Source organism: Pantoea sp. JV6 (assembly GCF_025910055.1).
Taxonomy (GTDB): domain Bacteria; phylum Pseudomonadota; class Gammaproteobacteria; order Enterobacterales; family Enterobacteriaceae; genus Pantoea; species Pantoea agglomerans.
In genome coordinates this window covers 59,094-75,205 of the sequence record NZ_JAPCIM010000013.1, presented here as the reverse complement: position 1 = coordinate 75,205, position 16,112 = coordinate 59,094, and the positions used below count along the sequence as shown (strand labels likewise).

General features: G+C 55.7%; 17 protein-coding genes. 6 read left to right on the top strand and 11 right to left on the bottom strand.

Annotated features, from left to right (window positions below):
- Positions 1 to 3: 3 nt before the first annotated feature.
- Positions 4 to 768 (top strand): DeoR/GlpR family DNA-binding transcription regulator, encoded by a 765-nt coding sequence (locus tag OK412_RS14435; protein WP_033756597.1) that lies wholly within the window; start codon positions 4 to 6, stop codon positions 766 to 768.
- Positions 769 to 1,014: 246 nt separating this feature from the next.
- Here the strand turns inward: OK412_RS14435 and speD are convergent, their stop codons facing one another.
- From speD to OK412_RS14420, 3 genes are all read right to left on the bottom strand, one after another.
- Positions 1,015 to 1,824, bottom strand: a complete 810-nt coding sequence (gene speD, locus OK412_RS14430; RefSeq protein WP_010253978.1) for an adenosylmethionine decarboxylase — start codon at positions 1,822 to 1,824, stop codon at positions 1,015 to 1,017.
- Between the two features lie 28 nt (positions 1,825 to 1,852).
- A complete protein-coding gene (gene speE, locus OK412_RS14425; RefSeq protein WP_010253980.1) occupies positions 1,853 to 2,716 on the bottom strand; it encodes a polyamine aminopropyltransferase in 864 nt (287 codons plus the stop codon).
- Positions 2,717 to 2,818: 102 nt separating this feature from the next.
- Positions 2,819 to 3,166, bottom strand: a complete 348-nt coding sequence (locus tag OK412_RS14420) for a YacC family pilotin-like protein (protein ID WP_003854673.1) — start codon at positions 3,164 to 3,166, stop codon at positions 2,819 to 2,821.
- A 181-nt stretch (positions 3,167 to 3,347) separates the two neighbouring features.
- Here OK412_RS14420 and cueO point away from each other — a divergent pair, with 181 nt between their 5' ends.
- A complete protein-coding gene (gene cueO / locus OK412_RS14415) occupies positions 3,348 to 4,943 on the top strand; it encodes a multicopper oxidase CueO (RefSeq protein WP_264353275.1) in 1,596 nt (531 codons plus the stop codon).
- On the opposite strand, the gene OK412_RS14410 is transcribed toward cueO, so the two are convergent.
- A complete protein-coding gene (locus OK412_RS14410; protein WP_022625436.1) occupies positions 4,944 to 6,227 on the bottom strand; it encodes a cystathionine gamma-synthase family protein in 1,284 nt (427 codons plus the stop codon). It abuts the gene before it with no gap.
- 235 nt (positions 6,228 to 6,462) lie between these two features.
- On the opposite strand from OK412_RS14410, the gene hpt reads away from it, so the two are divergent.
- Positions 6,463 to 6,999 (top strand): hypoxanthine phosphoribosyltransferase, encoded by a 537-nt coding sequence (hpt, locus tag OK412_RS14405; protein ID WP_010254010.1) that lies wholly within the window; start codon positions 6,463 to 6,465, stop codon positions 6,997 to 6,999.
- Between the two features lie 80 nt (positions 7,000 to 7,079).
- Here hpt and can read toward each other — a convergent pair whose 3' ends face one another.
- On the bottom strand, positions 7,080 to 7,736 hold the full coding sequence (gene can, locus OK412_RS14400; protein ID WP_029519477.1) for a carbonate dehydratase: 657 nt from the start codon (positions 7,734 to 7,736) through the stop codon (positions 7,080 to 7,082).
- 108 nt (positions 7,737 to 7,844) lie between these two features.
- On the opposite strand from can, the gene OK412_RS14395 reads away from it, so the two are divergent.
- From OK412_RS14395 to OK412_RS14385, 3 genes are all read left to right on the top strand, one after another.
- Positions 7,845 to 8,774 carry an ABC transporter ATP-binding protein gene (locus tag OK412_RS14395; RefSeq protein WP_010254017.1) on the top strand — a complete coding sequence of 310 codons (930 nt, stop codon included), beginning with the start codon at positions 7,845 to 7,847 and terminating at the stop codon, positions 8,772 to 8,774.
- The gene (locus tag OK412_RS14390; protein WP_010254018.1) at positions 8,771 to 9,541 is read left to right on the top strand and encodes an ABC transporter permease; all 771 of its coding nucleotides are present in this window, start codon (positions 8,771 to 8,773) and stop codon (positions 9,539 to 9,541) included. Before OK412_RS14395 ends, OK412_RS14390 begins: the two co-directional genes overlap by 4 nt.
- A 424-nt stretch (positions 9,542 to 9,965) precedes the next feature.
- Complete coding sequence (locus OK412_RS14385) at positions 9,966 to 10,979, top strand: acyltransferase family protein (RefSeq protein WP_264353274.1); 1,014 nt, start codon at positions 9,966 to 9,968, stop codon at positions 10,977 to 10,979.
- Positions 10,980 to 11,044: 65 nt separating this feature from the next.
- Here OK412_RS14385 and panD read toward each other — a convergent pair whose 3' ends face one another.
- The 6 genes from panD to gluQRS form a co-directional block, all read right to left on the bottom strand.
- Positions 11,045 to 11,425, bottom strand: coding sequence for an aspartate 1-decarboxylase (gene panD, locus OK412_RS14380; RefSeq protein ID WP_264353273.1), 381 nt, complete (start codon positions 11,423 to 11,425; stop codon positions 11,045 to 11,047).
- Between the two features lie 47 nt (positions 11,426 to 11,472).
- On the bottom strand, positions 11,473 to 12,327 hold the full coding sequence (gene panC / locus OK412_RS14375; RefSeq protein ID WP_045140767.1) for a pantoate--beta-alanine ligase: 855 nt from the start codon (positions 12,325 to 12,327) through the stop codon (positions 11,473 to 11,475).
- 15 nt (positions 12,328 to 12,342) lie between these two features.
- Complete coding sequence (panB, locus tag OK412_RS14370; protein ID WP_010254026.1) at positions 12,343 to 13,137, bottom strand: 3-methyl-2-oxobutanoate hydroxymethyltransferase; 795 nt, start codon at positions 13,135 to 13,137, stop codon at positions 12,343 to 12,345.
- Positions 13,138 to 13,220: 83 nt separating this feature from the next.
- Positions 13,221 to 13,706: a 2-amino-4-hydroxy-6-hydroxymethyldihydropteridine diphosphokinase gene (gene folK / locus OK412_RS14365; RefSeq protein ID WP_264353272.1), complete on the bottom strand. Its 486-nt coding sequence runs from the start codon at positions 13,704 to 13,706 to the stop codon at positions 13,221 to 13,223.
- Positions 13,703 to 15,121, bottom strand: a complete 1,419-nt coding sequence (gene pcnB / locus OK412_RS14360) for a polynucleotide adenylyltransferase PcnB (protein ID WP_203583884.1) — start codon at positions 15,119 to 15,121, stop codon at positions 13,703 to 13,705. Before pcnB ends, folK begins: the two co-directional genes overlap by 4 nt.
- Positions 15,122 to 15,207: 86 nt before the next feature.
- Entirely contained in the window at positions 15,208 to 16,086 is an 879-nt protein-coding gene (gluQRS, locus tag OK412_RS14355; protein ID WP_033756612.1) for a tRNA glutamyl-Q(34) synthetase GluQRS, read from the bottom strand.
- Between the last annotated feature and the right edge of the window lie 26 nt (positions 16,087 to 16,112).

The following is a 16,112-nucleotide window of genomic DNA, read 5'->3' as shown; positions in this document are numbered from 1 at the left end:
TATATGAAGGGACAGAGCCGTCTTGACCAGATTATGGATTACCTGAAAAGCCATAATCTGGTGACTGTTGAGCAACTGGTCAGTGCGATTTCCGCCTCACCCGCCACGATTCGCCGTGATTTGATTAAGCTGGATAAAGAGGGCGTGATCAGCCGCAGTCATGGCGGCGTTACCCTGAATCGTTTTATTCCTGCCCAGCCGACCACGCTGGAGAAGATGCAGCGTAACCTGGCCGAGAAGCAGGCGATTGCAGAATGTGCCGCCAGCTTTGTCCGGGCGGGCGATGCGGTCGTGCTGGATGCGGGCACCACTATGCTGGAGCTGGCGCGGCAGCTCACGCATCTGCCGCTGCGGGTCATCACTGCCGATCTGCACATTGCACTGTTTTTGTCTGAGTTTAAGCAGATCGAAGTGACGATTATCGGCGGACGTATCGACGACTCCAGTCAGTCCTGTGTGGGCGAACATGGACGGCGGCTGCTGCGCAGCATCAATCCCGATATCGCCTTTGTCAGCTGTAACTCCTGGAGCCTTGAGCGCGGCATTACCACGCCGACGGAGGAGAAAGCGGGGCTGAAACACGATCTTCTGGCCAATGCGGCTCGTCGGGTCTTGCTGGCGGACAGCAGTAAATATGGCTCCTGGTCGTTATTCTGCGCTTCTCCGGTGGATGACCTGACCGATGTGGTGACCGACAGCCGGTTAGATGAGGCTGTCTGCCGCACGCTGCGCGAGCGCGGGATTACGCTGGCGCTGACCTCCGCCTGAACAGAACGCGCCGTGTTGCTCTGACCTGATCAGCAGGACGAGAACAGCACCGCGCGTTTATCTTTAACTCTCGCCGTTAACGCGTGCCCTTATCGCGCGTAGGTATCATTCTCTTCGCACGTAATCGCGGGGGCGTCCACCGAAACCCGCTCAAACCTCATTCCGGCGGTTGCCGTGATGAAAAAGCAGGGGGAACAAGGAGGGCAGACGCGCAGGTTATGAGCTATAACGCTGCGCGCCTGATAATCAGAGGGTCTTCAGGCCCACTGAGGGGATATTTCTGCCGTAGTAGATCTCGCGCATCTCTTTCCAGAGCAGATCGGTAATGCGCTTGTGCTCCTGCGGAGTGAGATCTTCCGGGCGGGTGTTAAACAGGTAGTGTTTAAGGTCGAACTCTTTCAGCAACATCTTGGTATGGAAGATGTTTTCCTGATAGACATTCACATCCACCATGTCATACATCGCTTTCATATCTTCAGACATGAAGTTCTGAATCGAATTGATCTCGTGATCGATGAAGTGCTTCATCCCTTTCACGTCACGGGTAAAACCGCGCACCCGGTAATCGACGGTGACAATATCTGACTCCAGCTGGTGGATCAGATAGTTCAGCGCTTTTAGTGGCGAAATGACGCCACAGGTGGAGACTTCAATGTCCGCACGGAAGGTGCACAGGCCGCCTGCCGGATGGCTCTCCGGATAGGTGTGCACGCAGATATGACTTTTATCGAGATGAGCCACCACCGAGTTGGGCAGCGGACCGGGGTGCTCTGAGTTATCGATATCTTTCGGATCGATCGGCTCTTCGCTGACCAGAATCGTGACGCTGGCCCCCTGCGGCTCATAATCCTGGCGCGCAATGTTGAGCACGTTAGCCCCGATAATAGAGCAGGTCTCAGTCAGAATTTCCGTCAGACGGTTAGCGTTATATTGTTCGTCAATGTAGGCGATGTAACCATCGCGTTCAGCTTCAGTATTCGCATAGCAAATATCGTAAATACAAAAACTCAGGCTTTTCGTCAGGTTGTTGAAGCCATGTAGTTTTAGCTTTTGCAATTTCGTTCACCCCCTTAGAAATGCACTATCAGCACGCGGCGGATAACGCATTTAACAGATATTGCGGCAGGGCAAAGCTGCCGGTATGGATTGCTGGCGTGTAATAACGGCAGGTCAGGCCAGCGGCCTCGAAACGCGCCTTTAAGGTCGCGGTGTCGAGCTGGCGCAGCGCCGGATTATCACTCGCCCAGGCAAAGGTCATAATGCCGCCGTAGTAGGTCGGAATCGCCGCCTGATAGAAACTGACGTCCGCAAAGTAATGTCCCAGCTTACGATGGCTGTTAACGGCCTCATCCTGCTGCAGGAAGCAGACGCCATTCTGCGCCACAAAGATGCCATTTTCATTAAGGGCCGCTTTGCACCCGGCATAAAATTCCGAGGTAAACAGACTCTCGCCCGGACCAATCGGATCGGTGCAGTCGGAGATAATGACATCAAACTTTTCCTGCGTCTGATTAACGAAGTTCACCCCGTCATCAATCACCAGCGTAAAGCGCGGATCGTCATAGGCACCCGCGCTGTGGTTCGGCAGATACTGGCGACAAAAGGTCACCACGCCCGCATCGATCTCCACCATGGTAATCTTTTCGATCCCGGGATGACGTGACACTTCACGCAGCATTGCGCCGTCACCGCCACCGATAATCAGAACGCTCTTCGCCGCGCCGTGCGCCAGCAGCGGAACGTGGGTCATCATTTCATGGTAGATAAATTCGTCGCGTTCGGTGGTCTGAACGACGCCGTCCAGCGCCATTACGCGGCCCATCGCGGCATTTTCGAAAATGATTAAATCCTGATGCGCAGTCTTCTCACGGTACAGCTCTTTATCAACCGTGAAATACTGGCCAAAACCGGCATGAAGGGTTTCATACCACGTTTCATTGTGGGCCATGGTGCTCTCCTCTGATGACATCGCCATGAAGATGGGCGGCATATGATAGCTAACACTGACCGTGGTTGCACGGTCAATGTCCGGCTGCAGAGGGAAGAATCGTTACCTGACGTAGGCCAGCAGGCTCAGCGAATCGCGGGCCAGTGACTTGCACTTTTTATCGTTGGTGATGGCGATGCCGCTGAGATCGCGATAGCTATCTTCACCCAGCGCTTTCATGTTGTAGTTGCTGTAGTTGCTTAAATCCCAGCGGTTCTGCTGAGCAAAAAAGACCAGCGCTTTGCGAATCTGCGCGTCCGGTAAATCCTGATAGCCACAATCATTTTTCAGATAGACGAAAACCGCCGTCAGATCGGCCAGATCTTCCGCTTCGGATTCGCTCAGGGCAAAACTGGTGGAGGAGAAGCCAAGGAGTCCCGTCAGCAGCAGGATCCTGATACTTTGCTTCATAGTCGTTCTCTTCAATGGATATTGTTAATGACGTTAGCACAGTTGCTCTCAGGTTTTCGATTAATTTGCCGCTGTGGGCTGCTGCACCGCCTTTTTTCGTCAGATTCGCACGGGTAAGACTTGACCTTCCCATAAGGTCAGGGTTTAGGCTGTGCGCTCTGATGCCACAAGGATGATCACCATGCAACGTCGCCATTTCCTGAAACTCACTGCCGCACTGAGTGCAGCCGGAGCATTACCGCTCTGGAGCCGTTCGCTGATGGCAGCCACCCGTCCGCTGCTGCCGATTCCGTCTCTGCTGGAACCCGATGCCAGGGGCAGCTACAGCCTCACCGCGATGCAGGGTACCACCCAGTGGAACGGCAAAGCGGTGCCGACCTGGGGCTATAACGGCAGCCTGCTGGGGCCGGTGCTGAAGATGCAGAGTGGCAAACCGGTGACGGTGAACATTCATAACCGGCTCAGCGAAGCGACCACACTGCACTGGCACGGGCTGGAAATCCCCGGTGCAGTGGATGGCGGCCCGCAGGCGGTGATTGCGCCTGGCGGCTCGCGTCAGGTCTCTTTTACGCCCGATCAACCCGCCGCAACCTGCTGGTATCACCCGCATCTGCATGGCAAAACCGGGCATCAGGTGGCTCAGGGGCTGGCGGGACTGATCCTGCTGGAAGATAAAGAGAGCGGAACGCTGCGATTGCCCTCGCAGTGGGGTGTGGATGATGTGCCGCTGATTTTTCAGGATAAGCAACTGACCAAAGATGGCAGCCGCATTGATTATCAGCTCGACGTGATGCGCGCCGCGGTGGGCTGGTTTGGCGACATGATGCTGACCAACGGCGTGCACTATCCACAGCATGCGGTGCCGCGTGGCTGGCTGCGTCTGCGCCTGCTCAACGGTTGCAATGCCCGTTCGCTGCATGTTGCCGCCAGTGATAAACGTCCTCTCTACGTGATCGCCAGCGATGGTGGCCTGCTGGCCGAGCCGGTAAAGCTCGACTCGCTGCCGCTCCTGCCGGGCGAGCGTTTTGAGGTGATGATCGATACTTCTGACGGTAAGAGCTTCGATCTGGTGACGCTGCCGACAGAGCAGATGGGCATGACGCTGCCGCCGTTTGACCAGCCGCTGCCGCTGGTGCAGATCCTGCCGCTGCGGGTGATGGCCAGCGCCACGCTGCCGGATCAGCTGGCGACGCTGCCAGCGCTACCCTCAACAGACGGCCTGACGACACGCTGGCTGCAGCTGATGATGGACCCGCAGCTGGACCAGCAGGGCATGCAGGCGCTGATGCAGCGCTACGGCGAGAAAGCGATGGGCAAGGGCGGTCATCACGCGATGCCGGAAAAAACGGCTGCCGAGCCGATGCCACCAATGGAAAATATGGCAAGCATGGATCACAGCATGCACGGCAATACACCGCCCGCTGGTTACGATTTCCGCAACGGCAATAAGATTAATGGCCAGGCCTTTGATATGACGAAGCCGTCGTTTGCGGTGAAGCTGGGTGATTACGAGAAGTGGACGATTTCAGGTGAAGGCGACGCGATGCTGCACCCGTTCCACATTCACGGCACCCAGTTTCGTATTCTTTCAGAAAACGGCAAACCGCCAGCCCCGCACCGGCAGGGCTGGAAGGATATGGTGAATGTCGACGGCTGGCGCAGCGAAGTGCTGGTACGCTTCAACTATGTCGCCGCCGCAGAACACGCTTACATGGCCCATTGCCATCTGCTGGAGCATGAAGACACCGGCATGATGCTGGGCTTTACCGTCAGCTGATTACGCCTGATCCAGCGCCAGCTTCACATCTTCAATCAGGTCGCCGGCGTTTTCGATGCCAATCGACAGCCGCACCGTGGCGTCAGTGATCCCAATACGCTGACGCACTGCCTGCGGCACGCCGGAGTGGGTGGTGCTGCCAGGATGGCTGGCCAGCGACTCGGTACCGCCCAGGCTTACCGCCTGCTTAAACAGCGACAGCGCATTAAGAAAACGGAACGCAGCGGGCTGATCGCCGACGATATCAAATGAGAAGGTCGAACCGGCACCGCTGCACTGCTCGCGATAGGTTTTCCCTTCGGCGCTCTCCGCATCCAGATAGGGCAGCCAGTGCAGCTTCGCCACTTTCGGGTGATCGCGCAGAAACGCCGCGACCGCTTCCGCATTCTGCCAGGCTTTCTCCATGCGTAGCGACAGCGTTTCCAGCGAGCGGCTGAGCATCCAGCTGGAGTGTGGATCCAGCTGCGTGCCGATTGCGCTGCGCAGGGCGCGCACTTTCGCCATCAGCGCTTTACTGCCCATCGCCGCGCCTGCAATCAGGTCAGAGTGACCGCCAACATACTTGGTCAGCGAGTAGAGCGACAGATCAGCGCCCAGCGTCAGCGGCTGCTGGAACAGCGGGCCGAGCAGCGTGTTGTCACAGGCGATAATCGGTCGTGAACCCTGCTGCTGATCAATCTCATCAGCGATACGCGCCATCAGACGGATATTGACCAGGCTGTTGGTGGGATTCGCTGGCGTTTCAATCAGGATCACCGCTACCCGGCCCTGGGCCATCGCCTGCTGAGCGGCTTCACGCACTTTGACTTCATCATTGCCGTCGCTGAAACCCACCGCTTTGATGTCCAGATTGTGCAGCGTCTTGCTAAGCAGGGTTTCGGTGCCGCCATACAGCGGCTGGGAATGCAGGATCACCTCGCCCGGACGGGCAAACGTCAGCAGGGCAGTGGAGATGGCGGCCATACCGGAAGAGAAGAGCGAACAGCTCTCCGCCTGCTCATAGACCGCCAGCCGATCTTCTACAATTTCGCTGTTAGGGTGGTTAAAGCGGGAATAGACCAGCCCACCCGATTTGCCTTCCGGCGGCTCACGTCGGCCAGAGACGTAATCAAAGAAATCCCGTCCCTCTTCGGCGCTGTCAAAGACAAAGGTTGATGTCAGAAACACCGGCGGCTTCACCGCACCCTCAGAGAGGCGGGGATCATAGCCATAGTTCAGCATCTGGGTTTCAGGGTGCAGCGGCCTGTCGCCGATATGCGTTTTTTTGCTTGAAGATGAAGTCATTGTGATCTCCGGCCAGCGGCGCGAGTAGGGTAACGATCTGTTGGATAAAGGCTACCATGCAGCGAATCATGCTGGTAAATGCCAGAATGTTCTAAGGTAATGCGCATTTCAGCGAGCCGCAGGCGGCGGGTAATAATTTTCGCGACGTAATCGTTTGCTTATGGGGCCGCGCAGCCGTCGCTGCTGCGTCTGTGATAGACTCCGGGGCTTTTCTGACGTAACCGGGCTGAACGCAATGAAACACACTGTTGAAGTGATGATCCCTGAACAGGCAATCGCCACGCGCATCGCTGAACTGGGCAAAGAGATTAACGACCACTACCGCGACAGCGGCAGCGATATGGTGCTGGTGGGGCTGCTGCGCGGCTCCTTTATGTTCATGGCTGATCTCTGTCGCGCCATCGATGTGCCGCATGAAGTCGACTTTATGACGGCTTCCAGTTACGGCAGCGGGATGTCCAGCACGCGTGATGTGAAAATCCTGAAAGATCTGGATGAAGACATTCGTGGCAAGGATGTGCTGATCGTCGAAGATATCATCGACTCCGGCAACACCCTGAGCAAAGTGCGTGAGATTCTGCAGCTGCGTCAGCCAAAATCCCTGGCGATCTGTACGCTGCTGGATAAGCCAGAGCGCCGTGAAGTCGAAGTGAACGTCGAATATGTCGGCTTTGCGATTCCGGATGAGTTCGTGGTGGGCTTTGGTATCGACTATGCTCAGCACTATCGCCATCTGCCTTATATTGGCAAAGTGGTGCCGCTGGAATCCTGATACCGCTCTACCGCACATTCTTCCAAGGCCTGCACCTGTTGCCTGGTGTAGGCTATGCCGCGCTTTGCGCTGCGATCGGCTCAGGCCTCGCCGTTCTTCCGCAGATTAGCAATGCCGTGGCGGTAGCGCTGTTCGAGGATCTCCCGGCTGTTTGCCGTCACATCAAGGTTACGCAGACAGCCGTCCTGAATGCCGTATACCCAGCCGTGCAGGGAGACATCCTTTCCGCGTTTCCAGGCAGATTGCAGTACGGTGGAGTGCCCCAGGTTATAGACTTGTTCAATAACGTTGATTTCGCACAGTTTGTCCAGGCGCTTATCCGGCGGGAGTTCCCCCAGCAACACGCTATGCTTGTACCAGAGGTCGCGGATGTGCAGCAGCCAGTTGTCGATTAATCCCAGTTCCGGGTTATCCATCGCCGCCTGCACGCCGCCGCAGCCGTAATGGCCGCAGACGATAACGTGTTCCACTTCCAGCACTTCGATAGCGTACTGCACCACGGACAGACAGTTCAGGTCGGTGTGGATTACCAGATTGGCCACGTTGCGGTGAACGAAGAGTTCGCCGGGTTCGAGCCCGGTCAGACGTTCGGCAGGAACCCGGCTGTCAGAACAGCCAATCCACAGGAAGCGCGGTTTTTGTGCCTGGGCGAGCCGCTCAAAAAAGCTGGGATCTTCTTCAACCAGTAATTTTGACCATTCGCGGTTGTTTCTGATCAGGGTGTTGATGTCTGTCATGGTGTTGAGCGACCGGTTACTGCGCAGAGTGCGCGCGCGTACTATATGACAGGGCCTGATAAATTTAAACGGCATTGCAATGCCATCAAAACAGGGTATGGATGCAGAATGACTTATGCACTGGAACTTTCCCGGCTGACCAAGACCTATCCCGGCGGCGTGCAGGCGCTGAAGGGCATCGATCTTAACGTTGAAGCGGGTGACTTTTATGCGCTGCTGGGGCCAAACGGTGCCGGTAAATCGACCACCATCGGAATTATCAGTTCGCTGGTTAACAAATCCGAGGGCAGCGTGCGGGTGTTTGGCTACGATCTCGAAAAAGATGTGGTGAATGCCAAGCGCCAGCTCGGCCTGGTGCCGCAGGAGTTTAACTTCAACCCGTTTGAGACGGTGATGCAAATCGTTGTTAATCAGGCGGGTTACTATGGCGTTGAGCGTCGTGAAGCCAATGAGCGGGCAGAAAAGTATCTGAAGCAGCTCGATCTGTGGGGAAAACGCGCTGAACGTGCACGCATGCTTTCCGGCGGGATGAAGCGTCGCCTGATGATCGCCCGTGCGCTGATGCATGAGCCTAAGCTGCTGATTCTGGATGAACCCACCGCTGGCGTGGATATCGAACTGCGACGCTCGATGTGGGTGTTCCTGAAAGATCTCAATGCCAAAGGCACGACCATTATTCTCACTACCCACTATCTGGAAGAGGCGGAGATGCTGTGCCGCAACATCGGCATCATCCAGAGCGGTGAGCTGGTGGAGAACACCTCAATGAAAGGGCTGCTCTCCAAGCTCAAATCAGAAACCTTTATCCTGGATCTGGCACCCCGCAGTCCGCTGCCCACGCTGGAAGGGTTCCAGTACCGGCTGACCGATACCTCAACGCTCGAAGTGGAAGTGCTGCGTGAGCAGGGGCTCAACAGCGTCTTCAGCCAGCTTAGCGCGCAGGGTGTGCAGGTGCTGAGTATGCGCAATAAAGCCAACCGTCTTGAAGAGCTGTTTGTGGGTCTGACGACGCAGGGAAAAACAGGAGCAAAAGCATGACACATCTCTACTGGGTGGCGCTGAAGAGCATCTGGGCCAAAGAGGTTAACCGTTTCGCCCGCATCTGGATCCAGACGCTGGTGCCGCCGGTCATCACCATGACGCTCTATTTCATCATTTTTGGCAACCTGATCGGGTCGCGCATCGGTGAGATGCACGGCTTCAGCTATATGCAGTTCATCGTGCCGGGATTGATCATGATGGCGGTCATCACTAACGCCTATGCCAACGTGGCGTCGTCGTTCTTCAGCGCCAAGTTCCAGCGCAATATTGAAGAGCTGCTGGTCGCGCCGGTGCCGACCCACATCATTATTGCCGGTTATGTTGGCGGCGGGGTGGCGCGTGGTGTCTGCGTGGGTATTCTGGTGACGGCCATCTCGCTGTTCTTTGTGCCGTTCCACGTGCATTCCTGGACGATGGTAGCGGTCACGCTGCTGCTGACCGCGATTCTGTTTTCACTGGCAGGTCTGCTGAACGCTGTCTTTGCGCGCACCTTTGACGATATCAGCCTGATCCCGACCTTTGTGCTGACGCCACTGACTTATCTGGGCGGCGTATTCTATTCACTGAGTTTGCTGCCGCCGATCTGGCAGGCTGTCTCTAAACTCAATCCAATCGTTTATATGATTAGCGGATTCCGTTATGGCTTCCTCGGCATTAATGATGTGCCGCTGGTGTTTACCCTCTCGGTGCTGGTGGCCTTTATTCTGGTGTTCTACTGGCTGGTCTATGCGCTGATACAGCGCGGGCGCGGATTACGCACCTGACGTTAAGCTGAATGGTAAGGGCCACGCTGCGATAAGGGCGTGGCTTTTTTTTGGGTGGAGAGCAAATCACGCTGACTACGGTTCTGCCTGGCCTTAAAAATCACCTTAAAACCCGCCTCATTCGTTATATTTTGCCTCTGAAGCCGCCCGACGCCTCGCTTACATCCTTACTCACAAAAAATAACCCTAAGTATTATCTGATAATACTCTGACATCTTTCGCTATCTGAATGATTCTTAACTATTAAATATTTTTTAAGAATAGCCTTAAAGTCTGGCTGTTGTTTATTTGATTATGAATTATCAGAATAGCGCCGGAATAAGGTTATTCCTCTGCTCAGGGACGAATGAGTAGGCTAAGAGTCTTCTTAATAAGAAAAATGGCAACCGAATCAGGGCCAGTTTTTAATCAAAGGCAGGAAAAGATGAATCGTATAACGTGGATCGATAATCTGCGGGGATTGAGTATTCTCGCAATCATTTTTTTGCACAGCACTATTGCCGTACATAATAACGCCGGACATTTTACCGCCTTCAGCGGCCTGTTAAATGAGATGCTGGCACCTGTAAGGCTGGGGCTGATGTTCTTTGTTTCAGGTTTATTTGTCGATGCCGGGTTAAGAAAAGGCCTGGGTCCTTTTTTTAATAACAAGGTGCGCAGTATTCTCTATCCATTTGTGGTCTGGGTTGCCGTCTACGGCGGGTTGAAAATCCTGTTCAGCTCGATGGCTAATACGCCGCAATCACCGATGAATATTATTCTCTCCCACCTGACCGGTGGCGGTGATATGACCTGGTTCCTGCATTCGCTGTTTCTCTTCTTTATTGTGATTATCTTTGCCCGTCACTTGCCGTTCCTGCTGGTGTTTGCCATCTGTATGACGCTGAGCTGGGCGCTGCCAGCGATTGAGGCGGATGGCGTGTTTGCCAGCTTCGACAATACCCACATCAATAAATCGCTTTATCTGTTTGTATTCTTCTATCTCGGCGATTACGTCGTGAGAAAGCAGGTGGATATCGCAGAGAAAGTGCAGCATGGCCCGACGCTGTTAATCTCGGTAATTAGTTTTGTGCTGCTCTCCTGCCTGAATATCTTTGTACTGGAACGTCATTCCCAGGCGTTATTGTCACCGCTGGCACTATTATCGGTTCCGTTCTTTGTCTGGATTGCGCTGAAACTGAAGTCTGAACTGGTCTACTACATAGGCGTCAATTCTATCGTCTTCTACCTGTCGCATTATCTGGCGATTCAGTTCTTCAGTAAGATTGTGAAGTTTGAAAGCCCGTCTGCCTGGGTAAATGACCTGAAGTTTATTTCGGCATTCCTGGTGGCGCTGGCGTTACCGTGGACATTATGTCTGATGAGAAAACGCGGCTGGTTTAATTTCCTCTTTACGATGAAAAAGTCATCGAAGCCGATGACAACCAAACCGGTTTAATTACTGCAGCAGAAATAAAAAGGGCCGCCCGTTTTACCGGCGGCCCTTTTTTAATCAGGTTGTAATCAGGCAATCTGCACCGGCAGCGCTTTCGCCAGACGCTTCATCTGGTTGTCACCTTCAAAATAGGCGACCTTAGGCTGCCACTGACGCGCTTCGGCATCGTCTACCTGCACATAGGAGCAGATAATTAAAATATCGCCTTCGCAGGCACAGCGGGCGGACGCACCGTTGACCGAGATGATTTTCGAGCCACGCTCAGCCGCGATAGCGTAGGTGGAAAAGCGCTGACCGTTGGTGACGTTATAAATATCGATCGCTTCATATTGCAGAATGCCGGAAGCATCCAGGAAATCCTGATCGATAGCGCAGGAACCTTCATAATTGAGGTCCGCCTGCGTCACCTTCACGCGGTGCAATTTGCCTTGCAGAACTGTGCGAATCATAGCCAGAAACCTTGTCAGAGAAATAAAATAACCTGCAGCGGGATTAATTACTGCGTCAGGTCAACGGTTTGATTATCAATCAGGCGGGCCTTGCCCAGCCAGGCGGCCATCAGCACCACCGCGCGCTGGCTGTCCACCGTCAGCGGTTGCAGCGTTTCCGCATCACAGATCGCCAGGCCATCAGGGCGTAATCCCTGCGCCAGCAGTGCCTCACTGGCTGCCTCAATGATCTCGTCAATATGACGCTCGCCATTCTCCAGCTGCGTCGCCATCTGATGCATCACCTGGCTCAGGACCGGTGCCAGCTTACGCTCATCTGCCGTCAGGTAGCCGTTGCGCGAACTCAGCGCCAGGCCATCTTTAGCGCGCACCGTAGGCACACCAACAATCTCAATGTCGAAGCCCATATCGGCCACCATCTTACGAATGATAGCCAGCTGCTGAAAATCCTTTTCACCGAAACAGGCAATATCGGGCTGTACCAGATTAAACAGTTTGCTGACGATAGTGGCCACACCGCGAAAATGACCTGGACGTGTGGCCCCTTCCAGCAGGGAAGAGAGCACCGGCACCTCAACAAAGGTCTGATTCTGCGCGCCCTGCGGATAGACTTCAGCAGGTGAGGGGGCGAAGACCACGTCAACCTGGTGGCGATTCAGCTTTTCACAATCTTCCTGCAGCGTGCGCGGGTAGCGCGCTAAATCATCGGCGCGATCGAACTGCATCGGATTGACAAAGATCGAGACAATCACGATGTCGCCGCGCGCCCGTGCTTCATCCACCAGCGTCAGGTGACCTTCATGCAGGTTGCCCATGGTCGGCACCAGCGCAATGCGTTTACCCTGCTGGCGCCAGCGTCGGACTTCCTGGCGCAGCATCAGCAGCGTTTCAATGATCAACACGGTGACTCTCCTGGATTACTGGAAACTGTGCTCTGCCGCCGGATAGGTTCCGGCCTCGACTTCGGCGATATAGTGGCGAATCGCCGCGCGAACATCGCCGGTCTCCGCCAGGAAATTTTTGGCAAATTTGGGAATGTGGCCGCCGGTCACGCCCAGCGCGTCATGCATCACCAGAATCTGACCATCGGTGACATTGCCGGCACCGATACCGATCACCGGGATGGTGAGCGCGTCGGTAATCCGCTGCGCTACCGACACCGGCACACACTCCAGCACCATCAGCTGTGCACCTGCGGCTTCCAGCGCCAGCGCATCGGCCAGCAACTGCTCTGCACCGGCTTCATCCCGGCCCTGTACTTTATAGCCGCCAAAGATATTGACCGACTGCGGTGTCAGGCCCAGATGACCACATACCGGAACGGCCCGCTCGGTCAGCATCTGCACGGTCTCAGCCAGCCAGCTGCCGCCTTCCAGCTTCACCATGTTAGCACCGGCACGCATCAGCTGCGCGGCGTTGTCAAAGGTCTGCTGTGGCGTGGCATAACTCATAAACGGCAGGTCGGCGAGCAGCAGTGCCTGTGGTGCGCCACGGCGCACGGCGGCGGTGTGATAGGCGATGTCGCTGACCGTGACCGGCAGGGTGGAATCATGCCCCTGCACCGTCATCCCTAAAGAATCACCAACCAGCAGCACCTGAATGCCTTCATCGGCAAACAAGCGGGCGAAACTGAAATCGTAGGCGGTCAGGGTCGCGAATTTTTTACCGCTGGCTTTCGCCTGACGCAGATGTGAAATCGTGGTGGGTTTCATGGCGCTCTCAACTCAGGAATTCTGATGGGCGCAGTTTACTGGATAGCGTGAAAGAGCGGAATCAGAGATGTGCGTTTGTCTGCTCAGCCGTGCCACAGCACGATGCTGCTGCTGTCGAGGGTCGCCAGGATTGTGCTGAGTGCGCGGCCGTCGGACAGGCGGGCGTCTGGCGCAATCGCCAGCAGGGGCACCAGCATAAACGCACGATTCAGCAGATCATAGTGCGGCACAATCAGCCGCTCCGTGTTGATGTGCGCCTCGCCAAACAGCATCAGATCGATATCCAGCGTGCGCGGACCCCAGCGTTCTGCCTTGCGCACCCGGCCATGCTCGCGCTCGATCCGCTGGGTATGGTCAAGCAGCGCTTCGGCACTGAGATCGGTCTCCAGCGCCACGGCGGCATTGAGAAAATCGGGCTGATCGGGCGGGCCATAAGGCGGCGTGCGGTAGAATGGCGAGGTAGCGATGCGTTGCGTCTGCGGCAACGCATCCAGTGCGGTCAGCGCTGCATCAACCTGATGCAGCGGATCGGCCAGATTACTGCCTAACGCGAGGTAAACCCGTGTCATGAGACGTTCTGGTTGTCACGACGCGGTGCGGAAGGACGGCGGCGCGGACGACGCGATTTATTACGCGGCACCGGATCGTCACCCAGGTTATTGAGCATGTTTTTCTGATGCGGCGGCGCAGCCACCTGGAATTCACCCCACCACTGGCTCAGGCGCAGCAGTTCCGGGTTATTTTCCACTTCCGCCCGCAGCGCCAGCAGATCGTAAGCGGCGCGGAATTTCGGATGCTCCATCAGTTTCCAGGCGCGTTTACCGTGACGGCGGGACATGCGTAACTGCAGCAGCCAGATATCGCGAATTAGCGACGTAATACGTTTCGGAATCGCCAGCGCACGGCAGGCTTCGTCCAGCGTATCGTTCATCGCCATCGCAAAAGCTTCGAAGTAGGTCAGGCCACTCTCCTGCGCAATGCGTTCTGCCGTTTCAAGCTGCGGATACCAGAACATCGCGGCAAACAGGAACGCCGGGTTAACGCGCATGTCGTTGTGAATGCGGTTATCGGTGTTTTTCAGCACCTGCGCCAGCATCCTCTCCATGTGGCTATCGCTGTTTTCGGTGAAGTTGCGCGCCAGCGTCGGGAACAGGGGCTGGAACAGCTGATATTCACACAGCTTGAGATATGTGCTGTAGCCGTAGCCAGCCTGCAACATCTTCAGCGACTCTTCAAACAGGCGAGCAGGCGGAATATCACGCAACAGCGAGGCCAGACGTGGAATCGGCTCGGCGGTTTCCGGCGCAATGCTCATATTGAGTTTGGCAGCAAAGCGTGCGACGCGCAGCATGCGGACCGGATCTTCGCGGTAGCGAGTTTCCGGATCGCCAATCAGGCGAATGATGCCCTGTTCGAGATCGCTGATGCCGCCGACATAGTCACGCACGCTGAAATCAGCCACACTGTAGTAGAGGCTGTTGATGGTGAGATCGCGTCGCTGGGCATCATCTTCGATAGAGCCGAAGATGTTGTCGCGCAGCAGCATGCCGCTCTGGGCGCGCTGCGAGCTGTTGCGATCCTCTTCCGGCTCTTCCGCCTGATGATGTCCACGGAAGGTGGCGACTTCGATCACTTCCGGGCCAAACATCACGTGCGCCAGACGGAAACGACGGCCAACCAGGCGACAGTTGCGGAACAACTTACGCATCTGCTCAGGCGTGGCATTGGTGGTCACGTCGAAATCTTTGGGTTTTTGCCCCAGTAGCAAATCGCGCACGCCACCGCCTACCAGATAGGCTTCATAACCGGCTTTGTTCAGGCGATAGAGCACTTTGAGGGCATTTTCGCTGATGTCTTTACGTGAGATGGTATGGCTTTCACGAGGAATGATGGTCATCAGACGCTCTGGTTCAACCTCTGCTGGGGCTTCCTCTTCATCACGCTTCAGGACTTTCCGGCAAAAATTAGCTACTCGGGTAAAAATGGGACACCTCGACAGTGGCAATTAGGGTGTAGGTAAAATCAGCGGCTAATCATAGCCTGTTGAGAACCGTTTGAGAATGCTGTTGTCTATGCATCCGGTTTCAGGGCGTTCTCTTGCGGCATCAAAGCGATATTCCACTGCGCCACCGCATCAGACAGCAGTTTGTCCTGCGTTAAGTCCTGCCAGCCGCCTGAAACCGGCTGTCCGAGGAAGCGTAACGCCGCCACCAACAGGGGTCTGGCATCGCCATCCGGCAGCGCAGGTGCATGATTCTGCTTCGACAACTTATGGCCATCGTGATTAAGCGCCAGCGGCAGATGCAGCCAGTCAGGCACCGGCCAGCCAAATTGCTGGCAGAGCGCAATCTGTCGCACCGTCGGCTCAATCAAATCTGCGCCGCGAACCACTTCGGTAATGCCCTGAAAATGATCATCGACAACGACCGCCAGGTTATAGGCAAACAGGCCATCACGGCGGTGAATAATAAAATCTTCCTGTGCCAGACGCCTGTCCGCCTCCACACGGCCACGCAGACGATCGTCAAACGCAAAGACCGGTGCATGCTGGCGTAAACGCAGCGCGGCATTCTCCGGTCCGCGTTGCCGTTCACGGCAGTAACCATCATAGAAACCGCCAATCTGCTGAATGCGACGCCGGGGGCAGGTGCAGTAATAGCTCTGACGATGCTGCTGCAGCCAGGCCAGCGCGTCACGGTAGGCCTCATGACGTTGTGACTGCCACAGAACCTCGCCATCCCACTCTAAACCGTAGTGCTCCAGCTGATGCAGGATACGGCTGGCGGCACCCGGTACTTCCCGTGGCGGATCGATATCTTCAATTCTCACCCGCCAGACGCCGTTTTGCGCACGTGCGCTCAGGTAACTGCCCAGGGCAGCAATCAGCGATCCGAAGTGGAGTTCACCAGAGGGAGAAGGGGCGAAGCGACCGATACAGGAGGATGACATAGGTTTCAGAAGTGACCACGCAGCGG

Bases quoted from the DNA above. Each gene is read 5' to 3' on its own strand.
- folK (WP_264353272.1), bottom strand. From the start codon at position 13,706: ATGACACGGGTTTACCTCGCGTTAGGCAGTAATCTGGCCGATCCGCTG.
- panB (WP_010254026.1), bottom strand. From the start codon at position 13,137: ATGAAACCCACCACGATTTCACATCTGCGTCAGGCGAAAGCCAGCGGT.
- speE (WP_010253980.1), bottom strand. From the start codon at position 2,716: ATGGCCCACAATGAAACGTGGTATGAAACCCTTCATGCCGGTTTTGGC.
- OK412_RS14410 (WP_022625436.1), bottom strand. From the start codon at position 6,227: ATGACTTCATCTTCAAGCAAAAAAACGCATATCGGCGACAGGCCGCTG.
- OK412_RS14420 (WP_003854673.1), bottom strand. From the start codon at position 3,166: ATGAAGCAAAGTATCAGGATCCTGCTGCTGACGGGACTCCTTGGCTTC.
- OK412_RS14395 (WP_010254017.1), top strand. From the start codon at position 7,845: ATGACTTATGCACTGGAACTTTCCCGGCTGACCAAGACCTATCCCGGC.
- panD (WP_264353273.1), bottom strand. From the start codon at position 11,425: ATGATTCGCACAGTTCTGCAAGGCAAATTGCACCGCGTGAAGGTGACG.
- OK412_RS14385 (WP_264353274.1), top strand. From the start codon at position 9,966: ATGAATCGTATAACGTGGATCGATAATCTGCGGGGATTGAGTATTCTC.
- gluQRS (WP_033756612.1), bottom strand. From the start codon at position 16,086: ATGTCATCCTCCTGTATCGGTCGCTTCGCCCCTTCTCCCTCTGGTGAA.
- OK412_RS14435 (WP_033756597.1), top strand. From the start codon at position 4: ATGAAGGGACAGAGCCGTCTTGACCAGATTATGGATTACCTGAAAAGC.
- hpt (WP_010254010.1), top strand. From the start codon at position 6,463: ATGAAACACACTGTTGAAGTGATGATCCCTGAACAGGCAATCGCCACG.
- cueO (WP_264353275.1), top strand. From the start codon at position 3,348: ATGCAACGTCGCCATTTCCTGAAACTCACTGCCGCACTGAGTGCAGCC.
- can (WP_029519477.1), bottom strand. From the start codon at position 7,736: ATGACAGACATCAACACCCTGATCAGAAACAACCGCGAATGGTCAAAA.
- OK412_RS14390 (WP_010254018.1), top strand. From the start codon at position 8,771: ATGACACATCTCTACTGGGTGGCGCTGAAGAGCATCTGGGCCAAAGAG.